Origin of the sequence: Clostridium intestinale (assembly GCF_035905475.1) — a bacterium.
GTDB lineage: Bacteria > Bacillota > Clostridia > Clostridiales > Clostridiaceae > Clostridium_T > Clostridium_T intestinale.
The window spans coordinates 1,190,561-1,212,611 of sequence record NZ_CP121166.1 but is presented as its reverse complement, the minus strand read 5'-3'; the positions used below and the strand labels follow the sequence as shown (position 1 = coordinate 1,212,611).

At 29.4% G+C, this 22,051-nt stretch carries 23 protein-coding genes; 2 read left to right on the top strand and 21 right to left on the bottom strand.

The window, feature by feature from the left end; all coding sequences use genetic code 11:
• Positions 1-158 precede the first annotated feature (158 nt).
• The 11 genes from P8F83_RS06310 to P8F83_RS06260 form a co-directional block, all read right to left on the bottom strand.
• Positions 159-860 (bottom strand): MBL fold metallo-hydrolase, encoded by a 702-nt coding sequence (locus P8F83_RS06310; RefSeq protein WP_326513923.1) that lies wholly within the window; start codon positions 858-860, stop codon positions 159-161.
• A gap of 29 nt (positions 861-889) precedes the next feature.
• On the bottom strand, positions 890-1,885 hold the full coding sequence (locus tag P8F83_RS06305) for a WYL domain-containing protein (protein WP_326513922.1): 996 nt from the start codon (positions 1,883-1,885) through the stop codon (positions 890-892).
• The gene (locus P8F83_RS06300; RefSeq protein WP_326513921.1) at positions 1,869-3,158 is read right to left on the bottom strand and encodes a helix-turn-helix transcriptional regulator; all 1,290 of its coding nucleotides are present in this window, start codon (positions 3,156-3,158) and stop codon (positions 1,869-1,871) included. The genes P8F83_RS06305 and P8F83_RS06300 overlap by 17 nt, the downstream gene beginning before the upstream one ends.
• 21 nt (positions 3,159-3,179) lie before the next feature.
• Entirely contained in the window at positions 3,180-4,403 is a 1,224-nt protein-coding gene (locus P8F83_RS06295) for an RtcB family protein (RefSeq protein ID WP_326513920.1), read from the bottom strand.
• Positions 4,378-5,847, bottom strand: coding sequence for a TROVE domain-containing protein (locus P8F83_RS06290; protein ID WP_326513919.1), 1,470 nt, complete (start codon positions 5,845-5,847; stop codon positions 4,378-4,380). The genes P8F83_RS06295 and P8F83_RS06290 overlap by 26 nt, the downstream gene beginning before the upstream one ends.
• A gap of 577 nt (positions 5,848-6,424) precedes the next feature.
• Positions 6,425-6,922, bottom strand: a complete 498-nt coding sequence (locus P8F83_RS06285) for a 2'-5' RNA ligase family protein (protein WP_326513918.1) — start codon at positions 6,920-6,922, stop codon at positions 6,425-6,427.
• Between the two features lie 12 nt (positions 6,923-6,934).
• Entirely contained in the window at positions 6,935-7,633 is a 699-nt protein-coding gene (locus P8F83_RS06280) for a metallophosphoesterase family protein (protein WP_326513917.1), read from the bottom strand.
• A 28-nt stretch (positions 7,634-7,661) separates the two neighbouring features.
• Complete coding sequence (locus P8F83_RS06275) at positions 7,662-8,120, bottom strand: 50S ribosomal protein L7ae (RefSeq protein ID WP_326513916.1); 459 nt, start codon at positions 8,118-8,120, stop codon at positions 7,662-7,664.
• A 383-nt stretch (positions 8,121-8,503) separates the two neighbouring features.
• Entirely contained in the window at positions 8,504-8,914 is a 411-nt protein-coding gene (locus P8F83_RS06270; protein ID WP_326513915.1) for a peptide deformylase, read from the bottom strand.
• A 48-nt stretch (positions 8,915-8,962) separates the two neighbouring features.
• Positions 8,963-9,850: a GNAT family N-acetyltransferase gene (locus P8F83_RS06265; protein ID WP_326513914.1), complete on the bottom strand. Its 888-nt coding sequence runs from the start codon at positions 9,848-9,850 to the stop codon at positions 8,963-8,965.
• A gap of 154 nt (positions 9,851-10,004) precedes the next feature.
• The gene (locus P8F83_RS06260) at positions 10,005-10,913 is read right to left on the bottom strand and encodes a ketopantoate reductase family protein (protein WP_326513913.1); all 909 of its coding nucleotides are present in this window, start codon (positions 10,911-10,913) and stop codon (positions 10,005-10,007) included.
• A gap of 146 nt (positions 10,914-11,059) precedes the next feature.
• Between P8F83_RS06260 and P8F83_RS06255 the strand changes: the two genes are divergently transcribed.
• Positions 11,060-11,611: a TetR/AcrR family transcriptional regulator gene (locus tag P8F83_RS06255; RefSeq protein ID WP_326513912.1), complete on the top strand. Its 552-nt coding sequence runs from the start codon at positions 11,060-11,062 to the stop codon at positions 11,609-11,611.
• Positions 11,612-11,688: 77 nt separating this feature from the next.
• On the opposite strand, the gene P8F83_RS06250 is transcribed toward P8F83_RS06255, so the two are convergent.
• The 7 genes from P8F83_RS06250 to P8F83_RS23545 all read right to left on the bottom strand — a co-directional run bounded on the left by P8F83_RS06250 (position 11,689) and on the right by P8F83_RS23545 (position 16,949).
• Positions 11,689-12,684, bottom strand: coding sequence for a sensor histidine kinase (locus tag P8F83_RS06250; protein WP_326513911.1), 996 nt, complete (start codon positions 12,682-12,684; stop codon positions 11,689-11,691).
• Between the two features lies 1 nt (position 12,685).
• On the bottom strand, positions 12,686-13,357 hold the full coding sequence (locus tag P8F83_RS06245; protein ID WP_326513910.1) for a response regulator transcription factor: 672 nt from the start codon (positions 13,355-13,357) through the stop codon (positions 12,686-12,688).
• A gap of 187 nt (positions 13,358-13,544) precedes the next feature.
• The gene (locus P8F83_RS06240) at positions 13,545-14,657 is read right to left on the bottom strand and encodes a 5-methyltetrahydropteroyltriglutamate--homocysteine S-methyltransferase (protein ID WP_326513909.1); all 1,113 of its coding nucleotides are present in this window, start codon (positions 14,655-14,657) and stop codon (positions 13,545-13,547) included.
• Positions 14,658-14,798: 141 nt separating this feature from the next.
• Positions 14,799-15,707 carry a LysR family transcriptional regulator gene (locus tag P8F83_RS06235; RefSeq protein ID WP_326513908.1) on the bottom strand — a complete coding sequence of 303 codons (909 nt, stop codon included), beginning with the start codon at positions 15,705-15,707 and terminating at the stop codon, positions 14,799-14,801.
• Between the two features lie 12 nt (positions 15,708-15,719).
• Positions 15,720-16,496 carry a class I SAM-dependent methyltransferase gene (locus tag P8F83_RS06230; protein WP_326513907.1) on the bottom strand — a complete coding sequence of 259 codons (777 nt, stop codon included), beginning with the start codon at positions 16,494-16,496 and terminating at the stop codon, positions 15,720-15,722.
• Positions 16,497-16,548: 52 nt separating this feature from the next.
• On the bottom strand, positions 16,549-16,791 hold the full coding sequence (locus P8F83_RS06225; protein ID WP_326513906.1) for a TetR-like C-terminal domain-containing protein: 243 nt from the start codon (positions 16,789-16,791) through the stop codon (positions 16,549-16,551).
• Positions 16,749-16,949, bottom strand: coding sequence for a TetR/AcrR family transcriptional regulator (locus tag P8F83_RS23545; RefSeq protein ID WP_420022605.1), 201 nt, complete (start codon positions 16,947-16,949; stop codon positions 16,749-16,751). The genes P8F83_RS06225 and P8F83_RS23545 overlap by 43 nt, the downstream gene beginning before the upstream one ends.
• Positions 16,950-17,093: 144 nt before the next feature.
• On the opposite strand from P8F83_RS23545, the gene P8F83_RS06220 reads away from it, so the two are divergent.
• A complete protein-coding gene (locus tag P8F83_RS06220) occupies positions 17,094-17,978 on the top strand; it encodes an alpha/beta fold hydrolase (RefSeq protein WP_326513905.1) in 885 nt (294 codons plus the stop codon).
• Positions 17,979-18,020: 42 nt separating this feature from the next.
• Here P8F83_RS06220 and P8F83_RS06215 read toward each other — a convergent pair whose 3' ends face one another.
• The 3 genes from P8F83_RS06215 to P8F83_RS06205 form a co-directional block, all read right to left on the bottom strand.
• Positions 18,021-18,500, bottom strand: coding sequence for a DUF2798 domain-containing protein (locus P8F83_RS06215; protein WP_326513904.1), 480 nt, complete (start codon positions 18,498-18,500; stop codon positions 18,021-18,023).
• Between the two features lie 344 nt (positions 18,501-18,844).
• Positions 18,845-19,531 carry an ABC transporter ATP-binding protein gene (locus P8F83_RS06210; RefSeq protein WP_326513903.1) on the bottom strand — a complete coding sequence of 229 codons (687 nt, stop codon included), beginning with the start codon at positions 19,529-19,531 and terminating at the stop codon, positions 18,845-18,847.
• A gap of 15 nt (positions 19,532-19,546) precedes the next feature.
• Positions 19,547-22,027: an ABC transporter permease gene (locus P8F83_RS06205; protein ID WP_326513902.1), complete on the bottom strand. Its 2,481-nt coding sequence runs from the start codon at positions 22,025-22,027 to the stop codon at positions 19,547-19,549.
• Between the last annotated feature and the right edge of the window lie 24 nt (positions 22,028-22,051).

Here is a 22,051-nt window from a genome sequence, read left to right as displayed (position 1 = left end):
GCTTCTTTTATTCTTATATTCTAAAAAATTTAAGAACCTTGAGCTCTGTAGAAGCGTTCCTAAAAGGATTCTAGTAAGACCTGTGAAGAAGTCACTACAGAACATAAGTGCAGCTTCATAAAAATCCTTTTAACCTTTTCTATAAAAAAATAAATAATTTAATCTACAAAAACTATTTTGAATCCTTGTCTGTTCGCTTCTTCAATAAAATTATCTCCGTCAATATGAATACAATAAACTTGGCTTCTATATTTATTAGGTACTAATTCACATAACTTTCTTAAAGATGTGTGTACATTATCTATTGCATCATCAAGACATGTATCATGATATATTAAATTGCCATTCTTTAAAAAGGTGATTACATCAATATTCGTTTCAGAAGTATCTCCACTATAAAAGATACTGTTTGACTTATCAAAATCTAGAATATATGAATAAGCATTAACTGATTTTACATGCTTAGTTAAAATTGAGTTTATTTCTAAATTCAATGATTCAATTCTAATTCCATCAGGATTATAAACTGAAAAACTCTCATTTTCTTTTAATCCAAGTAACTCTAAAAATACTTTTATCTTTTCTTTTTCTTTAAAGTATACTTTTGATATTATCTTATACTTCCAATAACAAAATCCAATAAACCCAGCTAAGGAGCCTACATGATCTGAATGCATATGAGTAATTAATATGTGAACCTCCTTAACCCCATCCATTAAATCTTTTTCTAAAATTTTCTTGAATACAGTTTCTCCACAATCAATTAACAACAAAGTTTTATTTTCTTTAATATATGCCGATGTATTAGCTTCAGTAAAATGATATCCAGAACCTCTTCCTAAAAATTTCAATTTATTCATATAATACTCCTTATATAATTATAAAGTTTTCATATGGCATTTCTCAAAATATTAATAATCTTGTCCCTTATATATTCAGGAGATTTTACCACTACATAAGGTCCTAAGGATAATATTCTTCTTATAACATCATCTTCATTAAATAAATAATAATAAATTTTCACCTCATATCTATTGCCACCTAAATTTCTAGTACTTCTTTCATAAGATGAAAGCCCCATAAAACATCTTTCCATAGATCCTCTCTCATCAACAAGTTCCATAACTATTGGCTCTTTAGAATACTTTTCATCTTTTAGTCGTTTAAGCATTTCATCTCTACTTTTATTAACTTTAACATTAGGTTCTAATTTCAAAGTTTTAATATTTCTTAATAAAAGCATAATAGGTCTATCTTCATCAATTGAGTACATTGATAGCCTTAACAACTCGTCTCTTAATGAATAGTCTATTCTAATAGGTAAAGCTAGCCTATCCTTATACACACTGCCATTCTTACCTGTACTTGTATATCTTATAGGACAATTTTTTATTATTCCTTCAATTGCTGTAAAAAAAGTCTCTCTTATACTCGTAATATCACTTGCTTCTTCTTTTAAAAATCTATTAGTTTTTTCTATTACTTCATTTTTAATAGAATGTACATTTACTAACTCTTTTTCTAGCTTTAATACTAACCTTTCACCTAAAAGTTCTCTTGCCATATTATCCCTTAACATGCTCTTAAGCCATTGCTTCTCAATTTTAGAGAATCTAATAGCTAAGGGGATATCCTTATCATTTTCTAGTATTGGATAGTACTTTCCATCTACTTCCTTAAGTAGATTAAGATTATCTTCAACTTTATACTTATTTAAAACTAATCCTTCAAAAGTTAAAAAATCCTTTCCGATTACTTTTTCATCGTAGGCTTCTTTATCTATTATTTTTAGTATTTCCTCCTGAGATAACCCATATTTTGATAAATTCAATAACTTAAAAACTAAATTAAAATATCTATTTTTATACTCATGAAATAACTCCATAGTTTTTAAGCATCTCCTTCCAATCATTATCTATCTTTCTTCTTATATAGCTTGGTTCTATAATCTCTATTTTACCAGCATATCCTCTTATCCAAGGTATCATTTCATAGCAATCGTTAACCACTTTTGTAAAGAGGAACTTATCTTCACCATCTTGTTCAACAGTATAGGTTTTAAGCTCGCCTTTTATTCTTTCTATAATATACATTTCACTTTTGTTATTAATAGTTATTTTAAACTTTAAGGTTTGAGGTGTACTTTCTCCATTTAAATGAACAGATGACCAGCTATTTCCCATGGAAAGATTATATTTTTCTGATAATCCATCTTCATGGTAGTATTCATTTAAAATCTTAACTTTATGAATTCTATCAAGCCTAGAAATAAAACACCTTTCATTTTGAAAGGCCACCAAATAAAATCTACCACAATTTATGTCATAACGAATTTTATAAGGTATGACTGTCTCTTGATTATATCGCGCTCTTCTACTCTCGTTTATCTTATAATCTAATTTTATTTTTCTATTTTCATTTATAGCTTTAATTAACGTCCACAGTATTTCTTCTTCTATAATTGGGTGAAAATGAAGATTTTGATACTGAAAAATATCATCATAATCTTCAGTTATATTTCTATGGAAATTCATATATTGCCTTAAGGTATCCTCAAAATAATACCCTCCAATATTAGGGAAAAGTATGTTTTTATATAATGAAGTTAATAAATATAATCTAATTAATTCTTCATCAGTTATTTCTCTTAAGATATCATCAGCTAATCTATATGCTTTACATCTACCTTGTTTTTCAATATCAACTAAACCCATTGAATTGCAAAGTTCGCTTAATTTTCTCTCTATAGTTTTACTACTTATTTTATCAAAATCTAAAAGCTCATTCTCTATTAAAAATACTTCTAATTCCTTAAGATTAATTACTCTATCACATTGGTTCAACGTTAGTAGTATATAATAATAAAGTTTTAAATCAGATTTAGTAAAGCTCTTATTTAGGTAGGTGCTAACTAAAAAATTTTTAGTATTTGTAATGGAGTCATAACTTAAGCTTAATAGCTTCGTTTTTCCATCTCTATCAAATTTAATAAAATCCTTTTCTATATATTGCTGTATTCTTCTCATTTCATAGCTCACTTTTCTAGAGCTTCCTCTTTTTTTACTCTCATAGTCATCTCTTGAAAAGCAGCCATATAAAAATACATCTCTTAATATAGAACGTATAAGATCATAATGTTTTATAAAATCAGCAAACATTTAGCACCTCTCTTTTATAAATTACCCTTGAGCCTTAAAATTATATATCGGTTTAATTATACCAATAACATCCACACTTTCACTAATATTTTCTATAATTTCTTTCATAGACTTATAAGCCATAGGCGCTTCATCTATTGTTTCTTCTGTTACAGAAGTAGAATATATTCCCTCCATAGCTTTTTTATATTCTTCATAATTAATTTTTTCTTTAGCTTTTGTTCTACTCATTATTCTTCCTGCTCCATGTGGGGCGGAATAATTCCAATCTTCATTACCTTTTCCAATGCAAATAAGACTTCCATCTCGCATATTTATAGGAATAAGTAACTTTTCACCTTCATATGCAGACACACTGCCTTTTCTAATAATGTTATCTTTAAAATTAATGTAATTATGAATGGTTGTAAATGATTCAAATTCCTTTAATCCTTTACCTAAAAGTTTATTAAGAATAATTTCTCCCATAACATTTCTATTTAGAGTAGCATATTCTTGACATATGTTCATATCGTGAAGGTATTCTTCTCTATACCTTCCTGTTAAAAAACATAAATTTCTTGGGTATGATGGCATTAATTCATCATATTGTTTTTTTAATTTCTTTAGTTCCTTTTCTATTTCTTTTCTTCTTCCTTGCTCTTTAAACACTCTAATAATTTCATCTCTTTTAATAAAGTAATCTTCTTTTCCTGCACATAAATCTATAGCTAAGTTCTGATAAAGATCTGCCACTTGTGTTCCTAAATTTCTACTTCCTGAATGAATTACTAAATAAAGATTTCCATCTTCACCTTTATCAACTTCAATGAAGTGGTTTCCTCCCCCTAAAGTCCCTATACTTCTCTCAATCCTTTTTGAATTCTTTAAACTGCGAAAGCATTTTAATTCTTGTAACTTTTCAAATTTAACTGTTCTGCCTTCGTGAGTGTTTTTTCCAGAAGGTATACACTTATTTATAATTTCATCTAATAACTCCAAATCTATATTTATTTTACCGAGGCTAACCGTTAACATACCACAACCAATATCAACGCCCACAATATTAGGGATTACTTTATCGCCTAAATCTGCTGTGAATCCTATAACGCAACCAGCTCCTTTATGCGTATCAGGCATTATTCTAACCTTACATTCCTCTATGAAAGGTTGATTACAAAGCTCCCTCAATTGTTCTATTGCTTCTTTTTCTATGTTATCAGTAAATACTTTAGCATTATTATATTTTCCCTGTATGAATTTCATAATAATTTTCCTCCTTAAAATGATAATTCTCTATCTTACTTCTCAAATCTCCAACGCCTTCTTCAACTGTTGAAATGAATTCTATCATTTTTTCATTCCAACCTGAAACTATATTGACCTTATTACCACAAAATTGTTGAGTTCCATATCCTTGCATATCAATTCCATGAACCCAAACATTAGGATTTATAGTTCTTTTATATTTCTCAATATAACTTTGACAAGTTTCCTTGTATCCGTAATTTATTTCATTATCTGAAAGCAGTATTATTCTATCTACATAAATCTTTTTTTGAAGCAGGTACCTTATTGGTAATGTAATATCAGTACCGCCTCCTGTAACAGGAATTGATAATGCATTTGAAATTATTCCATTATTAGTTGCCATTGGCTTTAAATTAAATACAGTATCAAAAGTACTAGTTATGGTCTCCTCACATATATAATTAGATATTGCCATCATTAGTACTGCAATGTTAGCTGAAGTAATCTCACTTTTTGCGCTTATTGGCATTGTCATAGAACCTGAAACATCCGCTGAAATAAATGTCTTTCCTTTAAGCTTTGAAATATTATTAGTTGAGTGCTTAATCGCGGTTTCTAAAGCATCATATAATTTTGAAGTTCCCAAATTTTCTTTATATAAAGTACTAAATGCTGTATAAAATCTAAAAGGCAATTGTTTGCTTTTTAATACCCTATCTTTGTCTGATAATATTTCATAAACTTTCTCTATGTTTTTTGGATTACTTTTAATTATATTTCTCAAATTTCTCAATAAAGCCATATATCCAAGGTTGTTATTTTCAATAAGCTCTTCCCAAGATTCTTTTGTATTTCCTTGTGTTGATAGTTTAGTTTGCCATGTGATAGGCGTTTTTAGGGTTCCTTCTAATATCCTCTTAAACATATTGCTTTGTTCTTCATCCCTTGGTGTTGGATGAACCAAGCAAAGTATATCCTTAATTTTAAGCTCTTTATCCCCCTTATACTTAGCTATGCTATACTCATCAAAAGTCAAAAGTTTTTCTGCAATTGCTTTTTTCATTGAGTTCGGAATTGGCTTTCCAAATTCATTTAAGTAATATGCTAAAATTTCTGACATATCATCAACTCTCTCAATTACTCTATATATTGTTTCTCTAGCATACTTTTTCCCAGAAGATGACTTTGCAAGTTCTGCAACTAAAACATGAGATATGCTTCTTAGATGCATTTCTTTTCTAGCATATATAGCTAAATTGGCAATAAAAGAAGGGTTTATTATACAAACTTCTCTTATATCTTTAATGATTTGAGATGAATTATTTAAATAGAACTTGTCTTCTCCAAAAAAACCTGTTAAAACTTGAATAATTAATCTATCTATTAAACTCATTTCATAAGCAATATGTCCTTCATTATTTTTAGTCAATTTATTTAAATTTCTATTAAACTTACTCATAAATCTCACTCCTTTATTAAAAAATAATCTAAAATTAAAATGGGAGAAAAGTGAAAAGTGTTCTGCTCATCTAAGAGCTTTAATCACTTATGAAGTAACACTTTCCTTCACTACCCACTTTTAAATACTACAGGGAGAAAAGCTATTTAAGAAATAGTGCTCTACCAACTGAGCTACCAATATATCATTGATATTATTGAACAGGAATCGAACTTGTGACACCTTAATTCAAAATCGAAGTACCTTAAATATACACTGCCCTGTATTTAACTTATAATCTAATTATAGTTATCCATACATACATTTAACAGACAAAAACTTTGCAAAAAATTGAGATAGACATCTTAAAGTCTATCTCTTAGCCCCTTTTAGTTTATTATATTTTACAAATCTTATCTCTTTATTTACTTTTATTATTTTTCACACTGACCTTAACTCAGCTCAAAGAATAAAACTTCTTAAGAAGTAATATTTAAAAGAATAAAAGAACTTAACTTCTTATATTCTTATATTCTAAAAAATATAAGAATATAAGAATATATAGTAATAATGCGCTTTTAAAGACTTTTAGTTACTATTAAATAAGTTTTTCTTCTATAATAAATCTAGTTGGCCAGAATTCATAAAGACTAATAGATTCAATCCTTCCCCTAAAGCCTTTAAAGTTTTTGGAGACTAAAGGTAATGCTCTTTGAATAACATAAGGGCTCTCTATTAACATAGTTGTATGAGCTGTCCAATCTAAATCATCAGCAAAGTTATTACTAAAATACTTTTGTAAATTTAAAAGTTCATAGCTAACTAAAGGAGCTATAAACAAAACATCAAGCCCAAATAATCCTATATTATTTAACTTTATATCAAAGCTTTGAAAATTTTTAGACACTTTCTTTATTTTTTCTTTAAGAGCTTCTTCTTCTGATATTTTAAAAGTTCCAAGTGTAATATGATTAGGAAGATTAGGTGTTTGACTACCATTAAAGCCATTGTCTGATAATATATTTTGAATTTTCTTAAGCTTCTGTTCTGTTTCTTCGTCATATTGTGCCATAACGCATAAAAATTTATCTTTCATAATATAAATCCCCTAATAAAACATTTCACAAAACTTTTCACCATAAGGAACGTTATTGCTTTTAAAATCATCAAATACCTTTTGTTTATCATACCTTAACTGTTTATAAGTAATGTTAACCAGTTCATTGTCTATCTCCATAATAAGGAACTTCACTATACCATCCTTGCCGCACCCAAAAGCTCCAGGATTTAATATGTTTTTTAATGACCAATTTGTAGCATACAGAGGTAAATGAGTATGTCCAATTAAAACATAATCAACATCCTCATCATAATCATCTATAAATTCTTCTAAACTTTTCTTTTCATATAAAATTGGAAACTCAATAATACTGTTTATCCTTGAATGCAGCATAAGAATCTTTTTGTTTTTAATATTAATTATTCTTTTAAAAGGTAGCTTTTCTAATTTATACATTCTATCTTCCCCGAGTTTATGAATAACCCAATCTTGATGCTCCACTTCCTCTTTAGGAAACTTCATTAATTCTCTATTAAATAGGACAAGTTCATTATTACCCATAATGTTTATAAACCTTTTGTCATTCATAACAATATCAAAAACTTCTACCGGATTTGGTCCTATTTGAAGAAAATCCCCCACATTTAAAATCTTTGATACTTCACATTCTTTATTTATGTGATCCATAAAAACCTGCAGTGCATGAATATTTGCATGAATGTCTGCAACTACTGCTATTCTCTCCATTTATGTTCTCCCCTTTTAAATTTGTAATTTACAGACCTAATTCTTTAAATTCACCGTTAGGAATATTTATGTTAAATTCAAGACTTGTATTCTCGTCAGCGACTATTTTGATTCTATTAAGGCCTTTCTTAATTTGCAAAGGATTTGTTTCATAATCAACTACTTCTGAGTCTTTAGTAGTTTCTATAATAGTCGTAACTGAACTATCAGGATAGATTAAAACTAATTTTGATTTTCCACTGGATACATTTAATAAATATGTTATATCTAGCATCGTATCTTTATCAGCCTCATAAGTCCAAATTGTATCCATTCCTTCTATTTTTTCTATTACTCCCTTAAATTTTTGACCATCAATACTTTGCTCCTTAACATCAAGATTAAAACTATTTGTATCACTTGATATTTTTTCATTATCGTTATAAATGGAAGTCATATAATTTTTAGAACATCCAATTATTAACATGGACATCAGTATAAAAATCATCACATATTTAATTTTATTCACCCTTATACCTCACTTTCAAAATTACTATTTGTCTATTACTCAGATTTTCTCCCACTCCTATTATAACATATTTTGTAAATTCCTTATTACAGACTAAATACCTTATTTATTTGCGGTACTATTAACTGTATAAGTAACACATTCTAAAGATTTTTCATTATAATTTGTTTAGGCTTTGCCTACATTGATTATTCTTAGATATAAATAAAACCCTTAACAATCCTGATTGGAAAGTCAAGGGTTAAATTTTCTATGTTTTGTTTTCTATAAACAGCTTCAAATGAGTTTGCAGGATTATCTTCTTCTAAAATGTCCTTTGAGATTGTAGCAGCAAAACCAACACAGCTGTTTTAATTATTCAATTAAATTATTATACCTTCAAAATGATCCATTTCATGTTGAATTATTTGTGCTACAAATCCAGTAAACACTTGCTTTTGCTTCTTAAAACTTCTATCAAGATATTCCACCTCTATGATTTCATACCTCTTTGTTTTTCTAAAGCCAATTAAAGACAAGCAACTCTCTTCTGTTTCATATGGATTATCTTTCTTTAGTATAATTGGATTTATCATGGGCACAATAAGTTTTCCTGCAGTAAATACCAATATACGCTTTTTCACTCCAATCATATTACCAGCCAATCCAACACAATTTTCTAAGTTTGCTCTTAACGTATCTATTAAATCATCAATTACTGCTATATCATTTTTAGTTGCCTCTTCTGATTTTTGTCCTAGAAACAATACATCTTTTACTATTGGTTTTATCATAAATTTATACCTCTTTTTAGTTATATTTTTTCTGCTATACTTGTAACTCTAGTTACATATCTTCATAAAATCACTCTTGTTTAATGTTATCGGAGTTACAGGTTCATCATAAAAAGCTTCTGCTTCTCCAATGATTTTACATCCATATTTCATTAACATATTTACAGTTGCATCTCTTGCTTCAATATAAATTTCTTCTGTATAAGAATTGAAAATTTCTTTTAATGAAAACATCGCTAGCTTCTGGCCAATGCCTATACCTCTTAATCTTTTATCAACAGCAAATCTTCCCCAATGCCATTTATCTTTTTCTTTCCAAGCTGCTGTCACTCCAATAATATCTTCTCCCACTCTTGCACACCACCAAACTGGTTTTAAGTTATCATTAACTGGAACCAATTCTGCTGGAATGCTTTGCTCATTAGTAAATACATCTGTTGATAGTTTAATTGCGTCTGCCTTATAATTTTCTGAGATTCTTTCTATTAATATTCTTGAATCATTCTTTTTAAGATTATTTTTTAATGCAAGAATGCGAAATGTTCTAAAAGCTCTTATAATATCTTCTGTATCCTCACTATCACCTAAATTTAAAATTTCATTAATAAATTTATTTGCTTTATAATCCCCATCATTTATAGCTTCCATCCCTAATGGAAGAATACAAATATCTTTCATTCTTTTATCAGTTTCAGATTTCTTCAGTTCTAAATAATTTTTAGTTTCTAAATTATTAATTATTCTACTTAGTGAAGCCTTATCAATACCCAAATTTATTAGTAATTCATTAAAAGGAGTTTTCCCATTTAGTTTTAGGTAGTTTAATATGTGAGCTTGAGCAAGTGTCATGTCAGAATTTAAGCAATTGCGATTAAGTAACCCTAACTCTCTCACTATTAATCTTACCTCTTTTCTAATTATTTCTTCCTTATTCATACTCGCCTCCAAATTAGTTGATATTATCAATAATTATACTTTCTTTTTATATTTGTAGCAAGTAATGAGATATGAATTAGTTCTATATTCTTCTTAAAACAAAAAAAGAAGGAGAACCTCCTCCATTGCTTTTATTATTATCCTTTATTCATACTTATATTGTGACACCCTTTTGACTTAAAAATTTTAGTAAATCATTTTTTAGTTTCACAACTTCCTTTTTTGCATTATTAGCATAGTCCGGAAGCAACATATCCTTAACCATTTTAGTTCTTAGCCACATCATAAATAAAAAATCCAGAACAAAATTTGGACATTTAAGCATAATTTTAAATACAGGTGGATTAATATCAACTCCAGCTTTTTGTATTGCCCTTAAATACGTTTTTAAAGTGATTGTTATTTTGTATGCCGTTTGTCTGGTTTTAGCTGTTTTTTCATAATTTATATTATTTTCAAAATATAAACCGCCCAAAAGTGCAATATCTGATATTGAGTGTGTTATTAGATAGGCTTTCATATCCTTATTAATTGTATAGGGAAGTTTTGCTGTTTTAAATATTTTTGATAGCTTTTCCACACGTTCTGTCTCTAAGCCACTAATTTCTCCGAACATAGTAGCTATTAGAAACTTTGATGCAAATCGAGCATACAGAATTCCATCTTTAATCTGTCCTCCAAAACCAGGAAAGGCTGGTAAAATCCTATCTCCAACAATATTTTGCCAGGTCGAAAACCCCATCGAAGTATTTGTCATCATAACTATATTTTTGCTTTGATTGTCTTTTAGTGCTAATAAAGCTGATTCTGATTGATTGTAATGTACTGTAACGAAAATAAAATCATATACATCATCATTCTCAAGCTTATCAATAACATTTACTTTTATAGATTTAACCGTGCCCTTTTCACTATATTGTAAACCATTTTCTTTCAATACTTTAAATCTATTTGAACGTGCAAAAATTGTAACGTCAAGCCCTGCTTCAATAAATTTAATTGCGTATATGCTTCCTATAACACCTGCACCAAAAATTAAAATTTTATCTTGTTTTATTGACATAAAAATCACTCCTACTTATACATAATATTCTCTCTTGACTATCCGACAACGCGTTGTATAATAGGATTGTAAATCTTTATTATGGCTTTATCAACCATCAGTTTTTTATTATTTGTTGGATGATTTTTTTGCAAAAGGAGGCTAAAATGAAAAAGCAACCCGAAATTACAGAAAAAACAAAACAAACCTTTATAGATGTTTTTTGTGAATTATATAGTCAAAAGCCTATCGAAAAAATATCTATTAAGGATATTACTAGTCAGGCAGGATATAACCGTAGCACATTTTATCAATACTTCTCTGATATTTATGAACTGTTAGACTTTGTTGAAAATGATTTATTGAGCTACATAAAAGAGCAATTGATGAATAAGGAACCATCTACAGATCCTATACAAGATGCGTTTCATTGTTTAGAAAAAAGTGATCATATCTCAACTCTTAAGGCTCTTTTAGGTGATTACGGAAGTGTTCATTTTTTAGCACGTTTGAAAAAAGAAATTCCATTTGATAGATTAGCTTCAAACTTGCCAGAATATAATTTTTTAAGTCCTTACTTGATTGAGTTTTACATATCAACATCACTTTCCTTATTTCGCCTTTGGCTCCAACAAGGAAAAGATCTATCGGAAGAAGATTTGATCAAGTTAGTAGATAAGCTATATAAAAATGGGATAACGCCATATTCTAAAAAATGATACATATATTTCCACACAAAAAAAGGCAAGGTCACTTTTATAGCTGCTCTTGCCTATTTACTCATTTTAATTCTCCTTTATTCAATTATTGTATTTATAGATGAAAGATCTATCTCCACAGTAGTTCCCTCATTTACATTAGATTTGATGGTTATTTTATGAGATAGTTTATCTAAAATTTTTTTACAAAGATAAAGCCCTATTCCAGTTGCCTTTTTATCCATCCGTCCGTTGTATCCTGTGAATCCTTTTTCAAATACTCTAGGTAAATCTTCTTCAGCTATCCCTATTCCTGTATCTTCAATAACAAGAACTTTTTCTTTGGTTTCATGCATACGAATTGATATTTTACCGCTTCTTGTATATTTTAAAGAGTTAGAAAGTATCTGTTCAATTACAAATGAAAGCCACTTTTCATCGGTGAGTACTGTACAATCCATCTCAATTAACTCAAGTGATATATTTTTTCTTATAAACATATGAGCATATTTTCTAACACTTTGCCTTATTATATTTAATAATTTATAATGTTGAAACACCAAATCAGAATATGATCCATCTATTTTTAAATAACTAAGCACCATTTCTACATATTGTTCAATCTTAAAGGTTTGTTCCAGTAATTCTTTATTTTCTTCTTTTTTATCACTTTGAAGAAGCAGTCTCATTGCTGCTATTGGTGTTTTTATTTGATGAGCCCAAAGGGTATAATAATCAATCATCTCACTTTGTTTAATATCTGTTTTTGAGATGAGTTCTGTACTTTGTTCATAAAGTCTTTTTAAAATATTTTGGTAATCAGCTTCTATTATATTATCAGCTACAGGCATATTATCGATTCCTAAATTAACATGTTTTTCTATATAAGTTAGTCCTTTATGCTTTTTATAATAGTTATTAAAATCAAAACCAATAAAAAAAGCTCCTACTACAGCTGACAAAATAAATCCATAGAAAATTGTTTCAAAGGGTAATGAATATAAATAGAAAACTACTACAAATATAGAAATGAAAATACAGTTAATTATTAGTGATTTTATATGATCTTTAATATAACCTAATATAATGTTCATCTTATTCCACCATATATCCAATACCTTTTTTTGTTTTAACAAAGTCTAAAATATCAGCATCTGATAGCTTTTTTCTAAGTCTAGTAACGTTAACAGTTAAGGTATTATCATCTATATAACTATCACTTTCCCAAAGTCTTGTCATTATATCTTCTCTAGAAATGGCTTTACCAACGTTTTCAAATAAAATCTGAAGTATTTTAAATTCATTTTTTGTAAGTTCAATTTTATTATTGTTATATTCAAGACTTGTACTGCTAAGATTTAAAACAATTCCCTTGTGTTCTATGATATCCATTTTCCCACCAAAGGAATAAGTCCTTCTAATAAGTGCCTGAACCTTTGCTACAAGAATATTTAAATCAAAAGGTTTTGAGATAAAGTCATCCCCTCCCATATTTACTGCCATGATAACATTCATATTATCAGACATAGAGGAAATAAAAATTATAGGTACACTTGATATTTTTCGAATTTCACTACACCAATGGTAGCCATTAAAAAAAGGTAAAGAAATATCTAATAACACAAGTTGTGGATCAAACTCTATAAATTGAGCGATAACATCCTTAAAATCAACAACAACTTCTGTTTCATAACTCCATTGATCCAAGCTATTTTTTATTGATTTTGCAATTATCGTATCATCTTCAACAATCAAAATTTTATACATACTATACTCCTGTTTAATTATAAATTATATCTAAACTCCATAATATTATATCATAACATTACATAATTTCTGCTAAAAATAACCAAAAGTTATTAGAACAATGAAGAAAAATAATTCCCCATTGACATCTTATATGATTATCAATAGGGAATTTTATTATAGATAAAATTGTATACTCATTATTTTATTACTTCCACACTTCTTTAGCTATTTCTTCTATTAATTTAAGTTTTGCCCATTGTTCTTCTTCTGTTATCTTATTTCCTTCCTCAGTAGAGGCAAAACCACACTGTGGACTTAGGCATAAGCGATCTAATGGAACATATTTTGAAGCTTCCTTAATACGGTTTATTATAGTTTCTTTATCTTCAAGCAATGGTGATTTTGTTGTTATAAGACCTAATACTACTTTTTTATCTTCAGCTAGATATTTAAGTGGCTCAAAGTTACCTGAACGTTCATCATCAAACTCTAGATAAAAAGCATCAACATTTTCATTTTGGAAAAGATCTTCTGCTACTGGTCCATAACCTCCTTGACAAGCCCAAGTGGAATGGAAGTTACCACGGCATATATGAGTTGTAATTACCAAGTCTTCAGGCTTACCTTCAATTGCAAGATTATTAACCTTCAGTAATTTATCAATAACCTTTTTTAGTCCAGCTTCATCTGTTCCAAGTATGAGGCAAGCATTAGGATCTACGCAAACTCCCCAAGTACAATCGTCAAATTGTATATTTCTACACCCTACTTCATATAGCTCTTTAATCACTTTTTTGTATCCATCTGCAATATCTTGAATTAAATCTTCTTCATTTTCATAAATAGCTTTAGTACTTTCTTGATTTCCTGCTGTTATCATTTGAAATAAAAATTGTGCTGGTGCTGGTATTGTCTGACGTGCAACTCTACCCTCATCTTCATATTGTTTTACAAATTTAAAATGTTCAACAAATGGATGATTTTCAATAGATAATTTTGAAGTTAAGAATGTGTCATCAATTAATGCTGGCTCACCATGGAATGGTATTCCTGTTTTAGTTTTCGCATGTTCAACTCCGTTAAATGCCCACATAAAATCAAGATGCCATGAACTTCTTCTAAATTCTCCATCTGTTATAACTTGAAGCCCCACTGCTTTTTGTTTTTCTATCAAATCGATAATAGCTTTGTCTTCAACTCTTTTTAATTCTTCTTCACTTATTTTACCTTCAGCAAACTCACTTCTTGCTTGTTTTAACTCCTCTGGTCTTAAAAAACTTCCTACAATATCATATTTAAAAGGTGCATTATTACTCATTTTACCCGCTCCTAACTTATTTAATTTAAATTATTTTTTCTCTTTAAAATAAGTATAAGTTAAATTAGCTATATTGAAAAATACAAAAAAATGTGTGTTTGTTATAGCTTTAAACTATATCAAGCACACATTAATATTCTATTAAACATATTCAGATACGTGTCTTTTTAAAGACTCCATATATGCTTTCCCATACCTACTAAGAGGCATATTCTTTTGAGTAATTGTTCCTATACGCATATACTCATCAACCATAAGAGGTTTAGCTATAATGTTTTCTCCATTTAATTCTTTACTTATTACCCCACTACTTACAGTGTATCCATTTAATCCAATGGCTAGATTAAACAAGGTAGCTCTATCTCTAACTTTAATATTTCTATTACGATCAAGGGTGCTTAGGATTTCTTCTGAAAAATAAAAAGAATTATAATCCCCCTGTTCAAAAGAAAGATAAGGATAGTCATCTAATTCTTCTAAAGTAAGAACATCTCTATCAGAAAGTGGGTGTTTTGAACTAATAAACACATGTGGTTTTGCCATAAAAAGTTCTTGAAACTCCAATGAGTTTTGCTTAATTAGTTTCATAATAACCTCTTGATTTTTAGAAGAAGTATATAGAATTCCTATTTCACTTTTTAATCTGCTTACATCCTCAATAATCTCATAGGTTTGAGTCTCTCTAAGGGTAAAATCATATTGATTTCCACCAAATTCTCGAATAACATCAACAAAAGCATTTACGGCAAAAGAATAATGCTGAGTAGATACAGAAAATCTAGGACTTTGTTTTTTAAGATTCAAAAACCTTTCTTCAAGTAAGCTAGATTGCTCAAGTACTTGTCTTGCATAAGCCAGAAATTCATCCCCAGCATTTGATACTACGATTCCTTTATTAGTTCTATTAAATATAGTAATCTGCATCTCATTTTCAAGTTCTTTAATAGCTTTTGTAAGGCTAGGTTGAGAGATAAACAACTCCTTAGCAGCTTCACTAATTGTTCCTTTATCCGCAACCGTTACAACATATTTTAACTGCTGTAATGTCATATTTTTCTCTCCCTATTCTTTTCTAAGAACGTCTACTGTATGAGCACTTGCCCCTAGTAAATCAGCTCTTTCGCAAGTTGAAAAATGATAATCCATAAAAAGTTTAAAGGTTTCATCATCCATTGCATTTATAGTAGACCTCATATAGTTAGCCGGTCCATCTGCTGCTATTAATTTCACTCTTTGAATACCAACAGCTTCATTTATCTTATTAATATCCTCAATTCTTACATATTCATATAAGTCTTCTGGTTTAGCTACAACATGAAAATCATCAGTCAGCTTTCCATTTTTAATACTTTCACGAATATTATTTTCCTTAAAGCCGTATGTAATTACACTATATTCATTCATAATGTATGCAACTAATATAATTCCTCCAGATTTAGTTACTCTCTTCGCCTCTTCTAGAGCTTTCACCTTATCCGCATGAGTATATAAATGATACATTGGCCCAAATACCAAAGTCACATCAAAAGTATTTTCTGAAAACCTTGATAGATTTAATGCTGTTCCTTGATATGCCTTTACGTTACTTCCTTTTGACTTTAAAACACCAAGATTGTGTTTTACAAGTTCTACTGCTGTAACATCGTAACCTTCATTTGCTAAAGCCACTGAGTATCTGCCTGTTCCAGCACCAACATCTAAAATCTTTGCTTCTTTATTATTCTCTAGATATTCATGTATATATTTCATAGAGGTTAAAAACTCTACTTGTGCATATTTTCTAGTTAACCTCTTATCTTCACAAAACTTATTATAATGTTTCTCTAATTCAATTGTCATATTTATTGTACCTCATCAATTATTATATTATAAGAAAGATTATACTATATTCTTAAAGTTTTCTATAGACAAATTCCTCAATTATCTTTGCCATTTCTTCTGGTGATTCTCTATGTTCCTTTTCCAACCATCGTGTTGTTATACTCCAATAACCGCCAATATTAAAAAAGTGAGCATAGTTATAACTATCTTGATTATCTTTTGTAAAGGCTACTTCATCAGGATTAACATGTTCTACCATTACTGCAACTTTTACCATGAATTCAGGTAATCTATCCCCAATAAAATATAGCATTTTTGACTTCTAAAGTTACGATAAAAAGTTCTACGCCCTATATGCGCTTCTGAAACAATGTCAACAATAGTAATTTCCCTATAATTTTTCTTATTCATCAATGAAAGCAAGGCACTTATTATCCATTCTTGTGTTTGAGTGCATGTAATCTCTCCCATGTCTACTCCTTTTGGCACACTTTTTAAATATTGTGCCCATTTTTATCTAAATATTGTAAAATGTCTTTGTGAGTATTATACTGCATTTATAGAGCTTGGCACAAGTGTGCACATGGGATATTTAATATATTGGGAGGTTATATTGTGATAGATATAAAGAATGAATTTGAAAAATATAATAGTATAATGCCAATTCAAAATGCAAATATAAACGGAAGTGATTTTTCATATCGTTATTATAAAAATTTACATCCTGAAAATGATGTTACATTAGTTTTTTTGGCTGGTGGTACTGGGCTTGCTGATGGAGTTTTTCTACTTTGTAGTTCATTTATTAGTAAATATAGCTTACTTACATTTAATTATCCACTAGGTTTTAATACAAATGCTAAACTTGCAGATGCTTTAGCTGAATTACTTTGTCAACTAGACGCTCATAATGTGTATTTGGTAGGTCAGTCCTATGGGGGCTTGTTTGCTCAAGTTATGGCAAAACGTCACCCAAGATTATTAAAAGGTTTAATATTATCAGGTACTTGTTCAATGTATAATGATTTGACGTACAATGGAATTACTAATATAGTAAAATTTATAAATCCTAAAAAACTAAAAAAGAATCTTATGATAGATAAATTTATTCCCACAAAATTGTTAATTCCCTTCCTAAAACTTGCATTTAAAAAGGTTACCCCTAATAAAGAAATTGAACATAAGTTAGCTAGTATAGCTGATATATTAAAAGGATCTATAACAAAAAAATATTGGTATCACATGGATTTATTAATAGGTGACTTAATGAATGAGTACGGAACACATAAGCCAGAGGATTTTGAATCTTTCTACAAAGAAGTAATGATTATTTTCTCAGAAGAAGATACTATCTTTAGTGATGAGCTGAAGGATGCTTTAATTAGATTAATGCCACACCCAACTGTCATACGTAACATGGAGGGTGGACATCTTGCCTTACTTATACACCCTGAGGAATATACAAATAAGATAACTTCGTTTATTTCTGAACGAAATTGATAATAAAATTTACTTATATATCAAATTGGACTAAGCGTGCATTTAAGCAACTTTCCTAACTACATCTTGAGGCTTAAATATAGTTCTAAAAACCAAACGTACTAATGGTCCTACATAGAAAATCTGCAAAAATAGTGCCATAGGGAAGTTTTTAATAATAGCAGTCAGCCACAATAGGGGTACTTCTATTGTTACCCCATTATGGAGAATAGTAGCTGCTAAACTCATTAAAGGAGCCATTATGCAAACTGTAAATGATGATATAGCAAGTATTATAAATATTGGTTTATCTGTTGGGGATACAATTCTAAATGCAAGTTTTTTGGCTAATTTTCCTACTATTAATTTTTCTGCTATAAAAGCTATTAAATATATTGGCCACATAGCTAGAATAGCTTGTACAAATGTTTCGTATTGTAATCCACCTGTTGCAATAGCAATATTATAAACAGTCATAATATATACCATTGGGAATACCATAATTAGTGTAAAGATTATTTCTTCGAATTTTGTTTTTGGCATGTTAACCCTCCTAAATAATAAAATAAAAAACATGTGGTGCTTGTGCGTAAATCAGATTTACGTGCAAAGCACCACATGTTTCGTTGATTATTATATCAATGCAAATTTAAAAAAGTCAAGAAATTTAATTTATATTTCAAAAAACAATGTTTCGTTTTTTTAGACCTAGTCCCTAAGATATATTGACGGTTGTTTAGGTTTGCTTTCATTTTCTTTCTCAACTTTTGTATAAATAATGAAAGATATGTTCTTCATTATCCGAAAATTCTAAAACCAATATTTTCTCATTACAACCCCTACCTTTTTTAACTATTGAAGATGTTTTTATATTATGTCATGCACAATTATTCAATCACGCCATCTTTTACAGTAATAATCCTATTACTATTTTTTGCCGCTTCAGAAGAATGAGTTACCATAATAATAGTCTGCCCACTGTATTTATTTATTGATTGTAATAGTTCCATAATTTCAGCACCCGTATTGCTGTCTAAATTCCCAGTTGGTTCATCAGCAAATAGAATTTCTGGATTGCCAATTAAAGCACGAGCTATGGCAACTCTCTGTTGTTGACCGCCTGACAATTCTCTTGATTTATGATTTCTTCTATCCGATAAACCTACAACTTCTAATATGTTATTAAGCTGTTTATGATAATTTTTTAATTTCTTACCGTCTAATAGCAACGGAAGCATAATATTTTCTTCTACGTTCAAATTAGGAATAAGATTATAGAACTGAAATACAAATCCTATTTTTTGACGTCTTATTTTACTCATTTTTTCATCATTAAATCTGGATATATCGATTCCGTTCATAGATACTGTACCTTTTGTTGCTGTATCAAGTCCACCTAAAATATACAGAAGTGTGCTTTTTCCAGAGCCAGACTGCCCCATAATAGAAATGAACTCCCCACTTAAAACTTTTAGAGATACATTTCTTAGAACTCTTGTTATTGTATCTCCAATTTTAAAATCTTTAATTATATTTTTACCCTCAATAGCAATATTATCTGTAATAGATTTCATTTTTTTATCCTCCTACTATTCAAATTTTATTTCTTCAACTAATTTCATTTGTTTACTTTTTATAATAGGGACAACAGAGCCTATTAAAGTAACCAACACTCCCATTATGCTAGCCGATAGAAATGTCATAAAATCCACTTCTGGTGACATTGATATTTTGGGACCTGCTACTATAAAAATAGTTTGTATTTCTAAATAAGATACAACTATTGCGATAAAAGCTCCTATCATTCCAGAAGTGAAACTTTCAATAATTGTCATTTTTATATTCTGTCTGTTACTCAAGCCAACTGACTTATACATGGCGATAGAACGACGTTTCTGCATATAGTTAATTAGCAGATTATTTATAATACCAACTGTAGCCAACAATAATACAAAGTAGGTCATAGTATGCATAGGTTGTAAAAAAGCTCCTACTGTAGAAAGAGCGTCTGTATTAAATTCTTCAACAGTTCTACTCCAATTTTGCGTATCTCCAAATAAATCCCTTATTTGAATCATAATAGAATCTGGATTAGTAGCTGTATAAGAAAGAAAGTTATAATTTACAGCATTGAAGTCTGAAACAGCATAGATTGATGGAATAATTGCCTCAACATCAGTTGCCCTTGATTTAAAACTTCCAACAATTGTATAAGAATTGCTTCCAGTATCATTTGTAAGTGTTACTGTATCTCCAACTTGAAAATCTGCTCTAGTTAGACACTCTTCACTTAATACAATAGAACGAGATTTTGAGAATGAGTAAACTGAAGTAGTTTCCATATCCTTTTTCGTATAGTTCAAGTTAAGCATTGCATTATAGCATTCTAAATTGTCTGTTGCTTCTAACCGTGAGAAAATAATATTCTCAAATTTAATTTCATTATTAAGCACATGGACAGGTAGTACTTTTTCTATACCTTCCATTTCCTCAACATTTTTAACAAATTCTTGACTCATTTCTCCGTCAGCAAATCCTTGTAGTTCTGCACCATTAAATACATCTACAATATATGTGTTTACAAAACTTCCAACTACTGTAATTGAAATAACTGCTGAAATACTAATGAATAACAGCGTAATATTTTGAGTGATATTTTTATTATTTCTTATATTCCTTGAAGCCAGCATGCCCTCATTCTTAAAAATAATGACATATATGTGTTCCAGACATTTTGACAAAAAGTTAGTTATAAGAGGAATTGATAATATTGTCGCAATTATCAATCCTAACAATGAAAATCCACCTGCAATATATAGCATATTTCCAGTAGCAACTTTAGGCAAAAATACAGAAATCAAAAATAATACAATACCCATTACAGCAATAAAATGATTTGACATTTGTTTTTCTTCCACCATACCCATCACAACATTTTTAATTGGTAATCGGCTGGCACGACGAACTGGTATCCATGCACTCAACACAGAAACAATAACTGCTACACCAAAAGAAAGTAATACCGCTGCGCTCGTAATAACTACGGGAATTTCTATTCCTTGTGATAAAGAGTTTCCCATGCCTTGTAAGATAAATTTCAGAACACAAATTCCAAGTGGTATTCCAACAATCCCCCCTAAACAACCATATAATGCACTTTCAATCATCAAAATACGTGTTACTGTTTTTTGAGTTGCTCCGATACTACGAAATGTCCCAATAACCGGTAATCTATCTAACGTAATAACCTTATAGCTGCTATAAATAATGAAAACACTCATAGTTAATGAAAAGAAACTAATCAGAAAAAATGGCATAGATTTTTGTCTTGAGTCAGTTACTATTTGACTTTCATTTACAATCTTTGATATTATTACTGACTCTCCAGAAAGTTTTTCAGATAGCATATCCACCAATTCATCTGTAGAAATATTTTCAATAGGCTCTATTAAAATCTCACTATACCCGTGTTTTTTCTGTAAAATTTCTGCCAACGTTGCTTCTGGAAGTAATGCTGTTGCACCTCTGGTATGCCTTAAAAACACAGTATCATAAAAAGCAATTTCAGTAACTTCAAATTTTATTGGAACACCACGTATTTGTAGAGTAATCGTATCTCCTTTTTCAATTCCATATTTAGAGGTAAATCGATCTGGTAAAATAATTTGATTTCCCGTAAAATTTTTTATTTCACCACCATTGACTAATCTAGGTTTATTGATTTGATTTAATAATGTTAAATCAGAAGCAATTAAATCAATAGTTTCATAATATCCATTTTCATGATACAAGGCTGTTCCCTCTAAAATGCCGACCCTTGCTTGCATAGAAGATAGCTCTTGAATATCATTAATATTTATGGTACTGTTTGCATCTTTTGATCTGACAGATACAGTTGCACTTCCCGCCATTCCTCGTGCCATTTTTCGTTGAGCATTCTCATATGACGTACCTATTGAAAAAGAAACAAATAGCAATACAGTTGATAGAAGTATGGAGAGAAACATAACGATTGTTCTAACTTTTCTTTCTTTAATATTTGTTAAAATATATTTTAAGATAATTTTCATAACTACACCTGCTTTCTATAAAAG